The sequence below is a fragment of the Paenibacillus jamilae genome, from assembly GCF_050482105.1.
In the GTDB taxonomy this organism is placed as follows: Bacteria; Bacillota; Bacilli; order Paenibacillales; family Paenibacillaceae; genus Paenibacillus; species Paenibacillus jamilae_B.
The window spans coordinates 35093-53337 of record NZ_JBCNHI010000009.1 but is presented as its reverse complement, the minus strand read 5'-3'; the positions used below and the strand labels follow the sequence as shown (position 1 = coordinate 53337).

Sequence of the window (18245 nt, the reverse complement as noted above, 5' to 3'; positions counted from 1 at the left end):
CTATATTTTTCATCAGATACAGGAGGTGAGAGAGGAAAAGGTACGTATTATCGAGAATAGAAGAAGTATGTAATCATTATCACTTGGAAAGTGGGAAAGACGAGATGCTGGTAGATAAGCTGCTCGTAAACATATTTCTTGTGTTTATACCGTTACTCGTATATAGTGCTTTGTCGGATCATCGGCATAACAAGCATACCCCGTTGCTAATGGGAGGGGTGCTGGGTATTTCTTCAGTGCTTTGCCTTATGTTTACCTACATTCGGTATGGATTATATTGGGATCTCCGGTATGTTCCTTTGATCCTTTCCGTTTTGTATTTTGGTCCTAAGGCAGGGCTAATGAATGTGACGCTAATGGTAATGGCTCGTATGTATGTAGGCCCTGAGTCGATGGTGGTTGGGCTTCCGAGCATGATGTTGTGTTATTTGGGACCTCTCTTGGTAAGAAACAAATTTATGCAGCTCAAAAGTATGTTGCTTCGAGTGGGCATGAACATGGTAATGAGCATATGGGTTGCTGGGGTCATGCTGATTTTTCTTTTAATACATTCTTGGATAAATGGCAGACTGGAGAAGGATGAAATTGAACTGATCCGCTCAATTCTCTGGTTCGGTGTAATTCAATTTATAAGTATTGGTGCCTCTTCTTTCTGGATGGAGTTTAGTTTGGAGCGGGAAGAAATGAGAAGAAAAATCAAATATGCCGAGCGTCTGAATACACTGGGTGAACTCGCAGCCTCTATGGCTCATGAAGTACGAAATCCTTTAACTGTGGTAAAAGGGTTTCTACAAATGGTTCAGTCAGGATTGGAAGGGAAAAATCGTAGATATGTTGCTTTGGCATTAGCAGAGGTGGATCGGGCTGAAAGAATTATCAGCGACTATCTGAACTTATCCAGACCGCAGATTGGAAATACAGAACGGATGGATCTATCTGGCATGGTTCAACAGATCGTTTTGCTTCTGAAGCCAATGGCGACCAAGCAAGGCGTAAGGCTGTATACAGAGCTAAGGAATGAAATTTACGTACATACAGATCGTAACCAACTGCTACAGGCGTTAATACATGTGACGAAAAATTCGATCGAAGCTGCAGAAGATGGAGGCAGAGTATACATAAAGCTGGCGATTCAGGAAGAGAAGGCATGTCTAAGTATCAGGGATACTGGAAAAGGCATGAGTCAGGAGCACCTCGAACGAGTGGGTACTTTGTTTTTTTCAACCAAAGAGGTAGGAACAGGACTGGGAACGGTCGTTTCCTTTCGAATCATTGAAGCCATGAACGGGAGTATACGCTATGAAAGTGAGCCTGGAGTCGGAACGGAGGTAGTCATCCTACTGCCAATGGCGCAGGAATCTCTGCTTGCTGCGGAAGGATAATTTGTCTGGACGTGTGGTGAATATGGTTCAGCGGACCAAAAAGCGGTATGCCCTAATATCCGGCATACCGCTAATTATGCTATAAACCTGATGCAGATTAGGCGTTCAACAAATCTTGTGCGCCACGATACACAATGTCATACAGATCTTCCAGATACTCTTCTTCGATACATGAGAACGCGATGCGGAGATCGTATTCACCCAGTGCAATCGTTCCTACCCCATATTGTTCCAGCAAATGTGTACGTAGTCGTTCAGCAGACAATCCGTTCAGCTTAAGACACATAAAATAGCCTGAATTAAAAGGATAGTAGCTCCACACATCTCCGTATTTTCCACTATCGAGGAGTGCTTTGACTTTATTAGCCCGCCCCTTCATAACTTGGAACTTCTCATTCTTCTGTTGTTCAAATTCTGGTGATTTGAGAGCATCCAATACGAAGGTTTGAGATGGGTGAGGGCCGCTCGAAATCGTCGCCCGGATAATCCCTAGTGTTTTTTGTTCCAGTGCGCTCAGTACATTCTGATCCTCCGAAGCAAAGGTAATAAATCCGACACGGAAGCCCCAGACGAATTCCTCTTTGGTAGCTCCGTCAATTTTGATTGGTAAAATTCTCGGATGAAGTCCAGCTAACTGACCGAATAGTGATTCATGCAGGGAGTCCTCGAAGAACAGACCGAAATAAGCGTCATCTGTTACAACTACGACATTGATGCCTGCTTCCGCCGCTTCCTGAATGGCAGTGACAATTGCTTTACCCTCTTCAATGCCCGGTGTGTAGCCTGTCGGGTTGTTCGGGAAGTTCAGTACAACGATCGCTTTGCCGTATTCTTTCTGCGCCAGTAGCGCTTCGCGTAAGCCCTCACTATTAAAACGGTGATCCTCTGTGAATAACGGGAAATTCACCAAACGTCCATGACGGCGAATACCGAAAGTCAATTCATAGTTCTCCCAGTTTTTATCTGGATAAATGACAGCATCGCCCTCATCCGTAAACAGGTCGGCGACGATGCTCAAACCATGGGTCAGCGCGTTCGTAACTACAGGGAGGCCGTAGCCTTTTCCAGCCAGCGAAGGATTTTCTTTCAGCATTTTGTCACGCCATACACTACGAAGTTCAGGCTTGCCCGCCGGGGGAGCGTAAGGATATAAATCCTTGGGGCTATAAGCAGACAGCTTTTCCTGAATAACCTCCAAATGCATGGGACCATTGCCTTCAGTGGCGATCCCGATCGTAGCATTATATTTTTTGGCAAGTTTTCCTGCCTCAGCGGATTGACTCAAAATCCCTTCCTTTGGAAAATAAATCTCTTTACCTAAAAGAGAAAGCATTTGATATACATGCTCGTTGCCTGTCTGAATGTTTTGATTTAACTGCGCTGCCAGTGGATTCATTCCCGTTTCATCCTTCCAAGTCATTTTGATTACATATTATAGCATTACACACGGTAAGCGTCACGCACAAGCATTAGGGGCTATAATGGCGTATTTTTTGCTTAATTGTGGCACTGCGTATTATTATAAAATAACGGGATAACAGGACAACCAGAGATGAACAAAAGGAGGTGCAGATTTTGCTGGATACATCTGCGTCAGCGTTTATCCTGCTGTCGGCCTTTGCCAAAATTGTGTGCGAGCCGGGTTGGAAATGGCAGGTACGCGAGAAGCCGATGCCAAACTATGATTTATTTTATGTATGGAGCGGAGAAGGGACAGTTGTACTGAATGGGGAAGCCTATCCGGTGAGTAAGGGCAGTTGTTTTTTGTTCAAGCCGGGAGACGATACTCGTGCCACACATAATCCGCAAAAGCCGCTCATACTTACTTATATTCATTTTGATCTTACGGAGCAACCCAAGCAAATTCCAGCCAGCTACCGCATGCTTAAGGAAACGTTTGAGGTGGAGCATATGCTTGCCAGATATGTGCGTCTGCGCCTGGAGCGTGCTTATGGGGCTGACGAGGAAGGTCAGTTGATCTTGAAGCAACTGATGATTCATCTGCTGCGTGCAGACCGCAAGGAACCGCAGGAGCAACAGGCCAGTAACCAACTCACCGAGGTCATTCGGGAAACAGCTAACTACGTGCGTCAGCACCCGGGACTCCCTCACCGTGTCGAGGATTTGGCAGCACGAGCAGGGCTGTCACCACGTTATTTTTCAATAAAATTTAAGGAGCTGCTAGGTGTTTCCGTGCAATCTCATATTATCAGTATGCGGATTGAGCGCGCACAGCATCTATTACTACATGCCGGAATGAACGTGACCGAAGTGGCGGAGGCTTTGGGGTACCGTGATATCTTTTTCTTCAGCCGCCAGTTCAAGCAGTATACGGGGAAAAGTCCGTCTGAGATTCGATAAGGCTATTAATGCATGACCGAATATAAAGGAGCAATCAAAAAGGACCCGAACGGTTACGTGGGTCCTTTTTCATATGAACAATTAGAATCATTTGATCCCAGTGCTTATGTGTGGTTATTTTTTGTTGTGATCCTTCATTTATGCTTTGGATGGTGTCGAAAGCTACCAAGACGTTGTCCCATTCTCACCATATCCCCTAGCTTCAATGCGGGGTCTGGCTCAAATGTGCCGTTTTCAGTTAGCAAAACGACGGTAGAGCCAAATTCGAAATAGGCGAGATCTTCACCTTTTGTCCATGAAGTCGCTTGTTCATCCGTATATTTAATGCTGCTCACATTCATTGCGCCAACCTTGACGACCGCCACCTCACCATATTCGTGGGCCATGTACGTAATCTGTCGTTCATTGCGGCTAAGAACTGCCCTCATATGCTGCAAGCCGAAGTCATTCACTGGGTATACTTTGCCACGCAGATGTTCCTTTTCTACCAGTGTACCGGATACCGGTGCATGAATGCGATGGTAATCTGTCGGGCTGAGATAGAGCACAAAAGCATAGCCATGTGTGTATTTCTCAAGCCGCGGTGAGCGATTAAGAAGCTCTTCCAGCGTATAGTCTTGCCCCTTGACATTCAAAAGAGTGCCAGACGTAATTGGACCGGTAAAAGTAATCCGCGCATCCACCGGACTGGTCATCACCTCGGCGTTCGTATCAATCGGGCGCATGCCCGCTTTTAATTTGCGTGTAAAATAGGCGTTCAGGGAACGGTATTCTTTCCAATCCTGTTCCGCCTCATGCGTCTGGATTTGGTACGTACGTATAAAGGTGGGGATAAAAAGTCGGCTTGCACCGCTTTGCGCGAAGGAGCCCACAATCCGGCACACCCACTTGCGCGATGATAGCTCCGTCATAAGCCGCAGCCACTGTTTTGCCATTATAGATCCCCCTTGTTCATTTCCGAGCCGTCTTGGCCGGAACCTGTCCGGCCGCTCTGAACTATATTGACACAGAATGTGGCGTAAATCAATACAGTGGACGGCCTGGTGAACGTTAGGTGCCTGACGAAGATGTTCGTTCGAGAAGCCAACGAGCGTAAGCCATCGGCTGAGTATACGTTTCTTTCCAGACATTATTCATGCCTGCCTGGCTAAAGCCATAGCGCTGATCACGACCGTTGCATTCGATAAAAACAATTTTGCCTTCATGGGTAATGCCGAGATCCAGCCCGACATCGGCAAGATGGGGCAGGTGTTGTGCCAATCGGTGGACGATTTGCAAGGAGAGTCGCTCTAGCTCATTCATCAGCCTAGCGATATTTGAGTTTTGAACTGTCTCTGTTCGTGATAACACCTCTGCTAGGGAGCGTGCCTGACCGCCTTGAGCTACATTGGAGACGAAAGTGTGGGATGGAGCAATTTTGGCAAACATGCCTGTCACTCCCCAGATTCCACCATATCCGCGCTGAACCGTCACACGGATGTCAAATGGACGATTGTCGCACAAAGCAAGCGGAATGGTTTGCTGCACGATATGAGGCGTGTGCATTAGTCGCTTATGCAGAAATAAAGGGAGTTCTCCGACATTTAAACGTAGGGTGGACCAACGTTCAGGTATAGTTGGATGAGCGCATTGCAATGTCCAGCCTCCGCTGGAATGTCTTAGCCGCATAATTCCTCTACCTACGCTACCACTGCTAGGTTTAATTACAACATCCCCGGTTTGCTCCATTAAGGTACGGATAGAGGAGAGGTTGCCTTGCAATGTTTTGGGAAGGTGGGGGTGTAGCAGAGGGTCTTCCTGTAGAATTGCATGTATATGATCTTTGCCAAAACGGTTTTGTTCATTAAAAATATAAAATCCCTTGTGCACCAGCCTGTTGATCTCGCTGGCATTTTCATTTCGCCGGTAGAGAGTTCGATTGTGGATGACTGGCGGCAACGGAAGCGTCATCTGCCGATACTCGTTGCCGTATTTAACAAAAGCCCGGCATGTTCCGGTCGATATATGAATATCTTCCAGACGAAGAAAGCAGGGCATTAGCTCGTAGCTTAACGCAGCTTCCTCGTAATTGGCGATGGATTCATATCGCGTCCTCATGGCGGGAATGCCCCGGTAAGTTACCGGGTTGAGCATGACGCCGACATGCAACATGAGTATGTCCGCCCTCCTTATCGTCATTCCAACTGACCATACTGTGATTCTAGTCCATCATATGTATCAAAGATCGGCCAGGCATGGACGCTAGCCTTTTGCGATATGCCCAAAGTGATAAGTCAGGCACCTTACAGCGCAGGAAACGATATGATACAAGATGAGTGTTGAAGGGTGAAGGAATAAGGTGAGGGAAGTAGGTGAGGTGATGCAGAGACTGAAGGTAGCAGTCATTACACCAGGTTCGTTTGTTATACCTTCCGCCCGCAGCAGTTCAGTGGAGCGGGTAATTGCTTGCATGGTACCGCTGGCCAGCCATAAGCTTCAGGCACGAATCTATGGCATAAGAGGGGCAGAAACACCGGATCACGGCGATATTGATGGAATCCCCTGTATACGCTATAGGCGAGGAGCAGGTTATATTCCCGAGGTGATTGCTGATCTAAAGAGATGGTTACCTGCGGTAATAGATGTACACAACCGCCCCGCCGTTGCATGTGCCATTCGCGAGGCTTTGCCTGATCGCAAAGTTGTGCTGACTTTGCATTCCACCACGTTCATTCGGGAGCCTTACCTCAAACGGAAGGACATGGGTAGGCTGCTGTCGGCAGTGGATCGCATTATTGTAAACAGTGCATATTTGGGAGCGATCGTGGCCTCTGACATTCCCGATGCGGTTCGAGAACGCATAGTCATCAACAAGCTGGGGATTCATCCCGGCGATTTCCTGCCACGGTGGACCCCTACAGCAGAAGCGCTCAGGTCGGCGCGATTAGACGATTTGGGCTGGTCGGGCCGCCGAATCGTTTTATATACAGGCAGACTGATGCCAGGGAAGGGAGTTCATCGGCTGCTGAAGGCTCTGCCACGTATCGTCCAGATGTGTCCGGACGTGCTGCTGCTCATAGCTGGCAGCGCCTACTATGGTCACGACCGCCTCACACCGTACACAGCGGCATTGCATCGGCAGATACGTAAACTAAGGGTAGAGAGGCATGCACATTTCCTGGGCTATGTCCCGCATCCGGCATTGGCCTCGCTATATCAGCTAGCCGATGTAACTGTTGTTCCTTCGGTGGAAGCTGAAGCCTTTGGCTTGGTCAATCTGGAAGCCATGGCGGCGGGAGTGCCTGTGGTAGCCTCACGAATCGGTGGTATCCCCGAGGTTATACAACACGGCAAGACAGGCTGGCTTGTTTATCCGTCACACGGTGAGCAGGAAATGGCTGATGCCATCGTCAGACTGCTCCAGCAGCCTGACTTGCGGCGACGGATGGGAGAAGCCGGACTGGACGAGGTGCGGAGCCAATTTTTATGGCAGCACTCCGCACAACGCTGGGCTCAAATTGTAACTGACTGCGCAATAGAGTGACGTGGCCATGGTTACGTGCATAGGCTATCGCATAGGCATTAGGCCATGATTCCCAGCCGGGTGAATGAAGCGGAGCGACCGCTGGTTCACTCCTGTGTCAAAGGAGCGCTCATCATGAACCATCGCACGAACCATAGCCCTAAGGATAAAAAAATAGCACGGCGTAACCATTCCAATGCTGTCTCCTCTCCTCGTGTAAACAAGGAGAAAACAGCTTCGCCTGCTGGTAGTAAACCCATTCAGCGTGGAACGGCAAGTGTACCTGTCCCTGTAGAGAAGGATACCTCGGTTCAAGCTATAGAAGAAGCGGCATGGAAAAAGCATAAGCTTCCCAAAACGCTGGAGGAAGCGATGCAGTTGAATCGAGCATCTGTGCTTTTGTTGTCTGTGCCTGAGTCAGATACCGAATACGGAACGGATAACGACAAAGCGTCTATGAAGGCGGAAGGTCAGAATGAGCAAGATCCGTTATTGGATTGCTCCATAACCAGTATTCATGTTGCAGAAGGAAGACAGCGTACACAGCAGCGAATATGCTCGCCTGAGCAACATGCCGATTTAGCTTTTTATACCGAGAAGGAACTAGGCTTGAATGCCATTCATGATGTCTCAGCGACTGGCGATGAGGCTTCTCACGGTGAAGTGAGTTCGCTTCAATATGGTAACATTTCTTTTTATCTTCCTGCCCAAGCGGTTACAGGTGAAGTGAACGTTGTGTTTGAGAAGCCTTTTATAGACACACAATATGCAATCACCGCCAATGCGAGCGTACCGGGAGTGATGGTATCCATCACACAACGTCAGAGGCATTCGGCAGTGCTTACAGTGGAACGCAGACAATCGGGGCCGACATGTGAAGGAGTGGTTCACTGGATTGCCATGGGAAAATGATTAAGAAGCCGGGTATGTAACTGGAGTTGCATATCAACGTCATAACTGAAATAGGCGTCCCATCGCGGGACGCCGTATATACCGGCAAGAAGAGGGTAAACTTGTGATAATAGGAAGGTGGATGTGATTTGGTTTTATTTCACACCTACAGCATCAAAAGATTTAATAGCAGAGGTTACTGCTATTGAATTCTCACCATAGCTATCTTTGGCTGCTTGGATAACGGCAGCACGCGCAGTGGAGAAGTTAGACGTTGAAGTCAAATAGTTTGTGAAGGCATTGTAGTAAATATATACAGCTGCGTCACGTCCAATTCCATCTACCCTTACCCCATGGAAGGTACCTCCTTGTGCCAGTAAATAGTAGGCTTTATTAATAATACCGCTATTAATATGGGCTCCACCGTAATCCTCGTTGTTAGGATCGGGATAAAGATTGCTGTAGTGATCGACTTGACCATATTTGACAGGGTCGGAAAGGGAGCGAATGGCGTCACCCTGAATGTTAGGTGTATATGCGGCTTTGCCAAAATCCCAATTGGTACGATCAATGTCGTTACCTATAATATCTGAGATGGCTTCACTTAGTGCCCCTGATTCGGCGAAATACACGAGACCGGATGAATGCTCAGTCACACCGTGTGTGAGCTCATGGGCGACAATCTCAAGATCGCTGCTGAAAGGGGCAAATAACGTGCCGTCTCCATCTCCGTATAGCATATGAGTGCCGCCCCAGTGAGCATTATTGTAGTTCTTTGCACCGTAATGGACTGCTGAAGCTATAGCCATGCCGTGTCCATCAATGCTGTCGCGTCCAAATCGATCCTTGTAATAATCGTAGGTACGGATAGCGTAAGCATGGGCATCCACCGCAGCTGGATCCTCCCATACGTTGTCGGAATCTGTATACAGGGTGCCAGGAAGCGTCTCAGTATTATGAACGTTATAAGTTAGGATGCCTTTGCCCCGAGTCGTATCCTTCAGTTGGTACTTTTTCCCGGATGCTGTGGTCTCAAATGTTTTAATATCACCGAATACGCCACGTCCTGTCCCGATAACCTCGTTGAGAATATCATACTTGAATACAATTTTTCCGTCGTTAGCGTCGATAAAATAACGTGTGCGCAGTAGAGTAGGCTGCAAAATATTAACTTCAGTTACATAGACTAGCCGTGTTGTGTCTCCATCAGGATAGAAATACAGTTCGGCTTTGGGTTCTACGCTTGGTTCCAGATTGGCGATCTTGGCAATAGAGGATTCAGGATCGATCACTTCCAATGTGCTGTTCTTCAGTTCAGCTTCTTTATCGAGATCCAAGGAATCCTTATCGATAGAAATTGCTAATTCATTGTTAGTTGATTTTGTATAGGTGTCTGTACTTACACTACTTATGGTTTCGGAAGCTTCAGGTGCGATATGAACGGAGGAGGAAAGTGTGTGAATCCGTGCAGCTGCATCTTCATAAGCAGTATATACGGCCTCAGTAGCGCTGATTGCTGGAGTTGTGTTTTCTTTAGCATCGGCTTGCTGATCTTCTGAAATGACAGCTCCCAAATAAGAGGTAATCTGACCGGATTTGTTCACATGAATAGTCTGTTCGGCTCCAAATACGGGAATTCCGTCCACGTACTGTTTGAGTCGATAATGTGTTGTACCAAATTTGTCGGTGGTGCGATCCATGATGCGGAATTGCTTGCGGACATTACTGCTATTATTGATATTGTCCAGGCTCATTAGCGTTTTCTGTTGCCGATTCAAAAAACTCCAGACCAGCTCGTCACCAGTCATCACTGCTGAAGGTGACTTCCAGCCAACCGTTTGGAATATTGGCTTAAACTGAGTCGGATCGGGAACAGAATTTTCAGCTGCGAAGGCCCCGGGTGCTACAGATCCTAGCAACATAGCCCCTCCAAGAAGTGAAACCCATACTTTTTTCAATTTTTACTCACTCTCCCTAATTCATGTCGGGGTAGAATACCCCTTGTTTGATGAAGCGTTGCGTCCTATATGTAAGTCTTGTTGCTCCTTTGAAACGAGAAAATGATGGATAAAGATGATCTTTTGTAAAATGCTAAGGTTTATTTTTTTGCAATTTCATCGTCTCGGCTCTGATATTAGCACAGAGACTGTCGAACGAGAAGATTAGTTTTACAAAAAACTCCAAAATGAATCTTTAGTCCCTGATTTTCTTTTTATTTGTCTTATTAAGTCGAAAATGATCGAGGAAATCCATCAACAAGAAAAGGGCGCCCTTTTGAGGGGCGCCTTAAATAAGGGGGGAAGGGGTGCAGACTTGTACACTGCACCCCTATTATTCGTCCATGGTATGGCAGGGCCAAGTGACAGCTGCGCAACGGCAAAGGTCTATGGACGAGTATATGAGGAGGATAATTTATGTGATTTAGTTTACACCTACAGCGTCATAAGACTTGGCAGCTGCAGTTGCTTCAGCTGAGTTCGCACCGTACAGGTCTTTTGCGGCTTGAATCACAGCAGCACGTGCGTTGGAGAAGTCGGAAGAAGAAGTCAGGTAGTTCGTAAAGGCACTGTAATAAATTTGCACCGCTGCATCACGGCCGATTCCGTTTACAGTGACGCCATGGAAAGTACCACCTTGTGCCAACAAGTAATAGGCTTTATTGATAATACCGCTGTTTGTATGAACGCCTCCGTTATCGGAGCTGCCTTTATACAGGTTGGAATAGTGATCCGGTTGATCGTACAGAGTAGGATTGGACATGGAGCGAAGAGCATCGCCTGCAATGTTTGGCGTATAAATATCATCGCCTACAAGCCAATTTTTACGTTGAATATCATTACCGATAACATCCGAGAAAGCTTCATTAAGTGCGCCGGACTCTCCGTAATATTCCAAATTCGAAGTATACTCTGTGACACCGTGTGTAAGTTCATGCCCTACTACATCGGGGTCCCCACTGAAGGCGATAAATGTAGTACCGTCTCCATCTCCATAGGTCATTTGGGAGCCGTTCCAGAAGGCGTTGTTGTAGCTGCTGCCGTAATGGACCGTCGAACGAAGTTGCAGACCGCGTCCATCAATGCTGTTGCGTCCAAATTTGGATTTATAGTAATCATAGGTTTTGGCAGCATATGCATGGGCATCTACACCGGCTGGATCATTCCATACATTATCAGCATCTGTCAAAAGGGTACCTGGGATGCTTTGACGGTTAGAGGCCGTGTAAGTCACGATACCGTTACCGCGTGTTGTATCCTTTAACTGGTAGCTACTGCCGGAAGCGGTAGTAGTGAACGATTTGGTATCACCAAGTACACCTTTACCTGTGCCTGTGGCTTCATTAATGATGTCATACTGGAATACGATGCTGCCGTCATTGGCATCAATAATGTAGCGGGTGCGCAGTGGGGCAGGTTCCAAAACATTAACTTCTGTTACATAAACCAGCAGCAGGTCATCTCCTTTAGGGTAGTAGTAGAGTTCTGCTTTAGGATCTACTTCAGGCTGCAGATTAGCGATTTTGGCAATGGAACTTTTTTCTGCCTGCACTGCTTCGATTTTGCTATCTTTCAGGGCAGATGCTTGATCAAGACTCAGCGTGTCCTTATCAACGGAAAGCGTTTTGTCGTTGTTAGCTGCTTCCGCGTAAGTATCTTTACTTACACTGCTTGGCTCCTCAGCATCTTTAGAAATGGTATCGTCGGAGGTAGGGAGGGCTTCAATCCGTGCAGCTGCTTCTTTATATGCGGTGTAGACCGCTTCAGAAGCGCTGATTTTTGGAGTTGTACCTTGCGTAGCTTCTGACTGCTGATCCTCACTAATCACCGCTCCTAAGTAAGAGGTGACCTCACCAGATTTGCCCACATGAATAGTTTGCTCAGCTCCATATACGGGAATTCCGTTTACATACTGCTTCAGTCGATAATGGCTCACACCGGACTTGTCGCTTGTCCGATCAACGATTCGGAATTGTTCACGTACACTGGAGCTGTCCGCACCCAGCAACGATTTCTTTTGTCGATTCAAATAGCTCCATACAATGTCGTCCCCTGATACCGAGGAAGGGGCTTTCCATTGCTCGGCGTGGAAGGTTGGTGTAAGCTGAGCTGGTCCCGAAACGGAACTCTCCGCAGATGCACCAGACGCGACAGACCCTAATAACATAGCTCCTCCAAGAAGCGAAAACCATACTTTTTTCATAAAAATTCACTCTCCTCGATTAATGTTAGGATGAATCATCCTGTCTTGAATAAGGCATTACACCATTTATGTAGGTCGTGTTGTCGTCTGGAATAGAAGAATGGAACATGAAGAGAAATACCGAAGTGTTTTCATGAAGCGTGCGTGAAAAGAGGGTACAGCATTTGAAGCATGTAGCCTAAAAAGGTAACAAACTCCTCCCTTCCTGTCATATGCAAAGATAGTGGAATAAAAGTGGATAATGGAAAAAAGTTGCCTTATGCAAAAAAAACAAAAGTTGATTTTTCGAACTCCCATCATCTGGCTCTGATATTAGCACAGAGAATGACGAACGAGAAGATCTATGTAACAAATTTATCCAAAATGATTCTTTAGACCCTAAATACTCATTTATTTAATAGGAATAATAAGTTTTGTAAAATAAAGTCGAAAATTGCTGTGTCGAAAAGACTCCACGCTTGCCGTTACATACGGCTTTTGGACCGCATAGGTTATGTTGAACTGTCCTAATCATGCTGTTCATTTATAAGCAGCAAGGGAGGTGAGACGGGAGCATGAGGAAGCGTGGAAGAGCTGGATTCAAGATGAATCGGAGGCGGCATTCCGGGGCTTATTATCATTCTAAGATGTGGCTGCCGTACCGAATGCCGAACATGGATAGGAAGCCGATAGTCTCTGACAAGAGCGATGTATCCGAAACGGAGAGAGTGGCACAAATCGGCGAAGCGCGGCCATCTGCACCCTCATCAGCGGGAAAGGTTCTCGTATCTGTCATTATTCCGGCCATGAATGAGCAAAGAACCATCGGAGCTGTGATTCGTGAAGCACGCCATGTCCATCCCTATACAGAGGTTATCGTTGTTGAAAACGGATCACACGATAGAACGGCGAAGGTGGCTGCGGCGGCGGGAGCTCGCGTACTTTCTTTCCCGGAACCGCTCGGACATGATGTTGGTCGTCGTATTGGAGCGGAGGCGGCATCCGGGCAGATCCTGCTTTTTCTCGATGGCGATATCGTCATTCCCTATGTCCGACTCCGGCCGTTTATACAGGCCGTACGTGCAGGAGCGGATGTGGTGCTGAATGATTACCATGGACCTGTGAACCGCACACCCATTCATCCTGTAGTTGAGGCAAAGCATGTATTGAATATCTTGTCGAATCGTGCTGATTTAGGGGGAGCATCTATGACTGGTATTCCACATGCCATAAGTCAAAAGGCTTTAAAGAGAATAGGTCTAAAGTCCTTGGAAAAACCCCCGCTATTTCAGGTGATGTCCATTGTCTCCGGGTTACGTGTGGTGACTGTATATGGAATAGCTGTCGGTAAAATGAATGCAGCACGTAAAAAACAGAACGGTAAGGACCCGCTGGCAAGTGTAATTGTGCAGGATCACCTGGATGCCATTGCCTGGCTTACATCACGGCTGGGAGCGCGTGCGGGATATACGGATTTGGAGCGCAAACGGATCAGGGACGAGGTGAAAACGTGACTAGAGCGTATCGCAGAAGAAAGCGTGAAGACCCCGGCTGGAGGCTAAGACGTGTACAGCGAAAACGAGAAATGACAGCTTCGGCTTCAATGCATAGCCGCAGGGTGAGAAAGCTCTCACCTCGGGCAAAAGTAGCCCCCGAAGCCAATCCGCCCGAGGAACGTGAAGCCCCGAGACCGAGAGATATTGTCTTGCAGGGGACGGCAGCAGCCGTGGTCAGTGTCTGTAATGAAGAGGCTACGATTGACCAAGTACTGGGTGAGCTGGAGAAGCTTCCGCTGGCGGATATCATTGTCGTATTGAATGGCTGTACAGATGGTACGCGCACCGTCGTAGCTAAACGTCATCCTGGCGTGACTCTCGTCAATGTACCGGATCGCCTGGGGCATGATGTTGGCCGTGCGACAGGCGCACGTTTGTCGCAGGCTGATATCGTGCTGTTCGTGGATGGAGATTTGGCGATTCCAGCGTCTGATTTGCTGCCTTTTCTTCAAGCGGTCGATCAGGGAACGGATGTGGCGCTTAATGATTTGGGCAGACATTTGCCGCCTTATACCCAGCAGGACAGTGTAACACGGTGCAAAGGGTTTCTGAATCGCGTACTGCGCAGGTCAGATCTTGGAGCAAGCTCGCTGACCGCTGTACCGCATGCATTATCACGGCGTGTGCTGGATCAACTTGGGCCAGCCGTGCTTGCAGTACCGCCAAAGGCCCACGCCATGGCGATTCTGCATGGCATGGTCGTGGCAGCAGTACATGCTGTTGATGTGATTAAAACAAACCGCAAGCGTACCTTCAATGTCGGAAAAGGAAACGCTATGGAGCAGTTAATCATCGGTGATCATGCAGAGGCGTTGACGACGGTGTTTCAGGTAGCAGGGAATTCCCCATTCGGACCTGTTCCAACACGGGTAGACGTTGCCAAAAGGAGGAATGCACGATGAGTCTGACGAGCATCATTATTCCGACTTATAATGGCCTGCATTTATTAAAGCCGTGTATTGAGGCGATTCGAACACATACGACAGATGCACCGTATGAAATTATTGTTGTAGACAATGCTTCGAATGACGGAACGGATGATTTTTGCGCATCCGAGCGACTGATCAGTATACGTCTTCCTGAAAACAGGGGCTTTCCAGCAGCTTGTAATAGAGGGCTCCGTCTGGCTTCAGGTGAACAATTCGTTATTTTAAACAATGATGTGACGGTAACGCGGGGATGGTTATCGAATATGCTGGCTGCTTTGCACAGTGAAAGTACCGTGGGATTAGTGGGACCGGTGACGAATTACGTCAGCGGTATACAGCAGATTCACGGAATAGAAGGGGATTTGGCCAGCTGTCTGAGATATGCCGAGCAGAATAATGTGAGTAATCCCTCCAGATGGCAAGAGGTCAAGCGGTTGGTCGGATTTTGTCTGTTATTTCGTCGTGAGCTGATGGAACGGATCGGGTTGCTGGATGAACGGTTCAGCCCCGGACATTATGAGGATGACGACTATTGTCTGCGTGCACGTGTGCATGGCTACAAGCTGCTAATGTGCAACGACTGTTTTGTCTATCACCAGGGGAATGCGAGTTTTTCGCGCTCGGAAACTTCCTGGCTCGAAGAGCTGATCGAGCGGAACTATCGATTGTTTATAGAAAAATGGAGCATAGATCCGAGAATGTTTATCGAAACGGGAAACGTTGCGATTCCATACCATGAACATGCTGTCGAAGGAGGAAGGAAGATATGAAAGGGGTTATTCTCGCAGGAGGAACCGGGTCGCGCCTTCATCCGTTGACTACATTACTCAACAAGCATCTGCTTCCGGTCGGCAAGTATCCTATGATCGTATATGGTATCGAAAGGCTGCGACAAGCAGGAATTACCGACATCCTCATTATTATTGGTAAACAATCGGCCGGACTGTACACTGATTTTTTAGGCAGCGGCAGTAATTATGGTGTCCAATTGACCTACCGGATTCAAGAAAAAGCGGGTGGCATTGCGGAAGCACTCGAATTGGCAAGAAGCTACATGCAGTCAGAAGAGAAGTTCACTGTTTTACTAGGTGATAATTTGTTCAAGGAAGACTTGAAACCTGTCATCGAACGATTTAAACAACAGCCACCGGGGAGCGCCAGGGTCTTGCTGAAAAAGGTAGCAGACGCCCGTCGTTACGGAGTACCCGTATTTGATCCCGAACGTCCAGAGAGCATTACGCGGATTGAAGAAAAGCCGCAGCATCCCCAGTCCAAATACTGCGTTACAGGCATCTACATGTACGATACTGCCGTATTTGATAAGATCCGGGAAATAACACCTTCGGCACGCGGTGAGCTTGAGATTACCGATGTTAACAACTGTTATGCTGCCGAAGGCAAGCTGGAGTATGATATTTTACGGCGCTATTGGAGCGATGCGGGAACTTTTGATTCCCTTCAGGAAGCTGGAGTGAAAATGAAGGGACTTTTGCCTTGAATTTAATGAAACACCATCCAGCCGGGCCAGGCATATAGTATAGGCATAATGCCACCCGGAGGAGTGAACGGCATGAAGCGCCTGAGTACGCAAAGGAAATACAGCAAACGGCTCGGAAAGAAGGGCTATTGGTCAGGATATAACAGAGGTCAGGAGCAAGGCAGAAAGTTGGGGCAGGCTTCGTTCGGCAAGGTTTTTGAAGGCGTAAGTATTATCATTCCGTCCTGCAATCAGCTTCAACAGCTCCGTGCATGCATTCACCATATTGAGGAGAATACGAGCCATCCTCATGAAATTATTGTGGTGGACTGCGGCTCGACGGACGGGACACCTACCTATTTGCTCCGTAAAAGCATTGCTGTGCGTTATACGCTGTTAACAAAGGATGTTCAGATAACCGGCAGTTTGAATCAGGGATTGATGATGGCAAAAGGTACAATTATTGTTGTACTGGACCCACGCTCCATGGTGACTTCTGGCTGGCTGGATCGATTGACGGGCTGCTTGTACAGCGATCCGCGTTTTGGAGTCGTCGGACCTGTATCGAATGGTCCTTTCGGAGAACAGCAAGTTGAGGTTCCTGAGATGAACGAAAATGAAATACATTCATTTTCCAAGGCCTATAATAGCCCCAACCCGGTTGCATGGCGGGAGACTGAAAGCTTAGCCGCATTTTGTCTACTCCTGCGTAGAGAAACTTTGGTGAAGACGGGATACTGGGACGAAGGCTGCCATAGTATTGAGGAAGCCCATGCAGATTGGCTCCTGCGTGTACGTTTGTTGGGGATACGAATGGCAATTGCCGGAGATGCTTTTATCCATTTTGCAGAAAATGATCGGGATACGGTTAATGGTTTTCCGCAAATGGCCGAAGGAATCGGTTCATTGAAGGAAAAAGGCCGGAACCGATCATTTTTTGTCCAAAAGTGGGGTGACGTGGATAAGCTGCTCCACGACTCGGAATTCGGACTAGCAGAGCCGGACAGCCATGGGATACCCCATAAGGAAACACACTTATCTGCGGCAAGTTTTTATCCCGCTGGCGTGCTTGTTCAAGGACCGTCTGGTGAAGTATTTCGGATAGAGCCGGGAAGCAGACAGCTACTGCACGGAGTTAGCGCCGGGGGAGGTAAATTACTGCGCCCCGTTAGAGTATCTCAGCTTGATTTGTTGGCGCTTCCCTTGGTAGGGGAACCGGAGGTGGCAGTTTCCGGTGGTATTGACGCCCCCCCTGTAGAGGTAGCGCCCAAGGAACCCTTGCCTGTACTGGCAGCTCCTGAACTGGGGAACATGTCCATGCTGCCCACACTTCATATCCCGGCTCAACGCAAACGATGGATCGAGTTACTGTATGCTGAAGGCGGGCGACTGTACCAAATTGGAGACGACTGGAAAAGACCGTTTCTTACCCTATATGCTGCGCTGAGCTGGCAGGCCGGGGACTGTCCAATTCAGTGTTTATCCTCCGAAGATTTGTCAGCATTGACAGAGAAGCTGCCTATTATTGCACCACCTGTACTGCGAGGACATCTGTGATGATGGAATAGGCGCTTTTAGGCGGAACCGACTACTCCCTGCGGCATACGCTGTAGTAGCGGAAAGCCCGTAGGTATTTCGTGCGTTCCGCACGGCGGAGCACATAAAGGAGGGGCTTATGCATAACGAGTTAGATGATTTGCTCATCCATATTTCGCACTCACAGCAGCAGATGTCAAGGCTGCTGGATGCGGAACGGCAGGTGGTCGTGCGCATGGCACAGATCATACATGAACTGCCGGATGAGGAGCCGCGTTTTGATGGAATTCCGGGTATTATGGATAGCTCGGGACAAGTAAACAAAAGCATTGTTGCCTATTTGAACGGTATTGCCGACCTTCAGGAAGCCATGGCTGAAATGCTCGTTCGTGTCGTGAAGGAAACGGCATACTCGGAAGAGGAGTAGCGTAA

Annotated in this window: 15 protein-coding genes; 10 read left to right on the top strand and 5 right to left on the bottom strand. The window is 47.9% G+C overall.

The window, feature by feature from the left end; all coding sequences use genetic code 11:
- Nucleotides 1–104: 104 nt before the first annotated feature.
- A complete protein-coding gene (locus ABEW32_RS05515; RefSeq protein ID WP_430185730.1) occupies nt 105–1382 on the top strand; it encodes an ATP-binding protein in 1278 nt (425 codons plus the stop codon).
- Nucleotides 1383–1479: 97 nt separating this feature from the next.
- Here ABEW32_RS05515 and ABEW32_RS05510 read toward each other — a convergent pair whose 3' ends face one another.
- On the bottom strand, nt 1480–2778 hold the full coding sequence (locus ABEW32_RS05510) for an aminotransferase class I/II-fold pyridoxal phosphate-dependent enzyme (RefSeq protein WP_430185465.1): 1299 nt from the start codon (nt 2776–2778) through the stop codon (nt 1480–1482).
- A 179-nt stretch (nt 2779–2957) separates the two neighbouring features.
- Here ABEW32_RS05510 and ABEW32_RS05505 point away from each other — a divergent pair, with 179 nt between their 5' ends.
- Complete coding sequence (locus ABEW32_RS05505; RefSeq protein ID WP_430185463.1) at nt 2958–3743, top strand: helix-turn-helix domain-containing protein; 786 nt, start codon at nt 2958–2960, stop codon at nt 3741–3743.
- A gap of 134 nt (nt 3744–3877) precedes the next feature.
- On the opposite strand, the gene asd is transcribed toward ABEW32_RS05505, so the two are convergent.
- Together asd and ABEW32_RS05495 are read right to left on the bottom strand one after the other, a co-directional pair.
- Nucleotides 3878–4678, bottom strand: a complete 801-nt coding sequence (gene asd / locus ABEW32_RS05500; RefSeq protein ID WP_430185461.1) for an archaetidylserine decarboxylase — start codon at nt 4676–4678, stop codon at nt 3878–3880.
- A 115-nt stretch (nt 4679–4793) separates the two neighbouring features.
- On the bottom strand, nt 4794–5894 hold the full coding sequence (locus ABEW32_RS05495) for a YheC/YheD family endospore coat-associated protein (RefSeq protein WP_430185459.1): 1101 nt from the start codon (nt 5892–5894) through the stop codon (nt 4794–4796).
- Between the two features lie 208 nt (nt 5895–6102).
- Between ABEW32_RS05495 and ABEW32_RS05490 the strand changes: the two genes are divergently transcribed.
- Nucleotides 6103–7266: a glycosyltransferase family 4 protein gene (locus tag ABEW32_RS05490; RefSeq protein WP_430185457.1), complete on the top strand. Its 1164-nt coding sequence runs from the start codon at nt 6103–6105 to the stop codon at nt 7264–7266.
- 114 nt (nt 7267–7380) lie between these two features.
- Entirely contained in the window at nt 7381–8157 is a 777-nt protein-coding gene (locus ABEW32_RS05485) for a WIAG-tail domain (RefSeq protein ID WP_430185455.1), read from the top strand.
- 134 nt (nt 8158–8291) lie between these two features.
- Here the strand turns inward: ABEW32_RS05485 and ABEW32_RS05480 are convergent, their stop codons facing one another.
- Together ABEW32_RS05480 and ABEW32_RS05475 are read right to left on the bottom strand one after the other, a co-directional pair.
- On the bottom strand, nt 8292–10094 hold the full coding sequence (locus ABEW32_RS05480) for a M4 family metallopeptidase (RefSeq protein WP_430185453.1): 1803 nt from the start codon (nt 10092–10094) through the stop codon (nt 8292–8294).
- 463 nt (nt 10095–10557) lie between these two features.
- Nucleotides 10558–12336 carry a M4 family metallopeptidase gene (locus ABEW32_RS05475; protein WP_430185451.1) on the bottom strand — a complete coding sequence of 593 codons (1779 nt, stop codon included), beginning with the start codon at nt 12334–12336 and terminating at the stop codon, nt 10558–10560.
- Nucleotides 12337–12890: 554 nt separating this feature from the next.
- On the opposite strand from ABEW32_RS05475, the gene ABEW32_RS05470 reads away from it, so the two are divergent.
- From ABEW32_RS05470 to ABEW32_RS05445, 6 genes are all read left to right on the top strand, one after another.
- Nucleotides 12891–13829, top strand: coding sequence for a glycosyltransferase family 2 protein (locus ABEW32_RS05470; protein WP_430185449.1), 939 nt, complete (start codon nt 12891–12893; stop codon nt 13827–13829).
- A complete protein-coding gene (locus ABEW32_RS05465; protein ID WP_430185447.1) occupies nt 13826–14773 on the top strand; it encodes a glycosyltransferase family 2 protein in 948 nt (315 codons plus the stop codon). Before ABEW32_RS05470 ends, ABEW32_RS05465 begins: the two co-directional genes overlap by 4 nt.
- Entirely contained in the window at nt 14770–15570 is an 801-nt protein-coding gene (locus ABEW32_RS05460) for a glycosyltransferase family 2 protein (RefSeq protein WP_430185445.1), read from the top strand. Before ABEW32_RS05465 ends, ABEW32_RS05460 begins: the two co-directional genes overlap by 4 nt.
- A complete protein-coding gene (locus ABEW32_RS05455; RefSeq protein ID WP_430185442.1) occupies nt 15567–16298 on the top strand; it encodes a sugar phosphate nucleotidyltransferase in 732 nt (243 codons plus the stop codon). The genes ABEW32_RS05460 and ABEW32_RS05455 overlap by 4 nt, the downstream gene beginning before the upstream one ends.
- Before the next feature lie 72 nt (nt 16299–16370).
- On the top strand, nt 16371–17834 hold the full coding sequence (locus tag ABEW32_RS05450; RefSeq protein ID WP_430185440.1) for a glycosyltransferase family 2 protein: 1464 nt from the start codon (nt 16371–16373) through the stop codon (nt 17832–17834).
- A gap of 118 nt (nt 17835–17952) precedes the next feature.
- Nucleotides 17953–18240 (top strand): nucleoside-diphosphate sugar epimerase, encoded by a 288-nt coding sequence (locus ABEW32_RS05445; RefSeq protein WP_107734686.1) that lies wholly within the window; start codon nt 17953–17955, stop codon nt 18238–18240.
- The last annotated feature ends 5 nt before the right edge of the window (nt 18241–18245 follow it).